This is a genomic window from Campylobacter sp. RM9333 (assembly GCF_020137705.1).
In the GTDB taxonomy this organism is placed as follows: domain Bacteria; phylum Campylobacterota; class Campylobacteria; order Campylobacterales; family Campylobacteraceae; genus Campylobacter_E.
In genome coordinates this window covers 1-1479 of the sequence record NZ_JACGAY010000047.1, presented here as the reverse complement: position 1 = coordinate 1479, position 1479 = coordinate 1, and the positions used below count along the sequence as shown (strand labels likewise).

Below are 1479 nucleotides of genomic sequence, written 5' to 3'. Positions count from 1 at the left end.
GCCGCCACGTTTGTGTTAATTCTGAATCCCATAATTTTCTCCTTAAAAAAATAATTGTCTTGATTTCCTTATCAAGTTACAACTATATCGGTGTGCTAAAAAATAACTTTAGGGGTGATATGAAAAAATTTTTAAAAATGTGATTGTGATGTGGGGATAGGTGGCTTTTTGTGATTTTTTCTGTTAGGAAAAAATCGTAAAAAGCCTTGTGTTAGCTCGTTTTTAAACGAGCTAACCGAAATGAATAGGATTTTAGAGTGTGAAATTTCACGGAATTTGAAATTAGAATTAGGATTTTGTGAAAAACTTGTGAAAATGTGAAATATTTGTGAAAAGTTTTGATGAAAGACCCGCAAAAGCGGGGGGCGACCCATCCGCCCCTAAGATGTGATGAGATGTTATACAAAATTGATTAATATTTTTAAAAGCTTGCTTATATTTTTATAATATATTGATTGTCGTTTAAACCCATTGATTTTAGATTTATATTTGGATATTTATTTAGTAATGTATTTAAGTCATTATAAAAGGTGTTTTTAGGATTTATAGTTTGTAGTAAATAAATTATTACATTTAAAAATGCAAAAATTTTTTGATTATTTAAATCTTTATTTTGAAAAAAGTCATTTTTGCTAGGAATTTTTAAGACTACGGCTAGAGTTTTATTCCATAATCTTGAATGATGTGCGCAAATATTTCTTACAAGCGTTGCTATATGTAACCAATTTACCAAAATGGATTTATTTATATTAAAAATATCAGAAATTTTCTTTTGCTCGTTTGTCTGCAATAATGCGTAAAAGTTAGATAAAGTGCCAAACGACATTACTTCTACAATTGCCCATAATGGTATTTCATTATAATTATCTAAAAAATGCTTTATAAAGCTTTCGTTAGAGCGTTTTACTTCCTTAAATATCGTATCTATAAGGCTTTTGTGTGTTTTAATGTTTTTATGATTTTGTGTAAAATTTAACTCACATAAATATCCTGTAGCACCAAAGGATAATGTATGGTAGTATGCAATTTGTGTTCTAAAATATAGCTCAATTGTCTGCAAAGCATTAGAAACTAGAGCTTTTAGCTCCATATCAAAATCATACAAATAAATAATATCCGTGAAATTAGTATTTTTAATAAAATTCTTATTATCATCATAAAAAGGTAAAAAATATGCACTTAATCTGTAATAATTTAAATTTCTTAATTTTTCTAAAGCAAAATCTTCATTTAAAATAGTTAAATTTTTAGATCTTAACAATTCTAATTGTTCTTGCCAAGTTCTGTGGGGTTTATTATATGTTTTTTTATCCATAATCAGCTTTCAAATGTCCCTAAGGGTTGCGCATTGTTAAGAGGCTCTTAGGGAACTGTCGGAAATATATTAACATTTTTTATTCTAATAAGTCAACAAAAATGCTGAAAAATAAAATAAAAATATTAATTTTTTACTTAAACAATCTTCTCAAACCCCCACTA

General features: G+C 27.1%; 1 protein-coding gene. It reads right to left on the bottom strand.

Going from position 1 to position 1479, the window contains the following annotated elements:
* Window positions 1-433 precede the first annotated feature (433 nt).
* Window positions 434-1315 carry an Abi family protein gene (locus tag AVBRAN9333_RS09380; RefSeq protein ID WP_214120661.1) on the bottom strand — a complete coding sequence of 294 codons (882 nt, stop codon included), beginning with the start codon at window positions 1313-1315 and terminating at the stop codon, window positions 434-436.
* Window positions 1316-1479 lie beyond the last annotated feature (164 nt).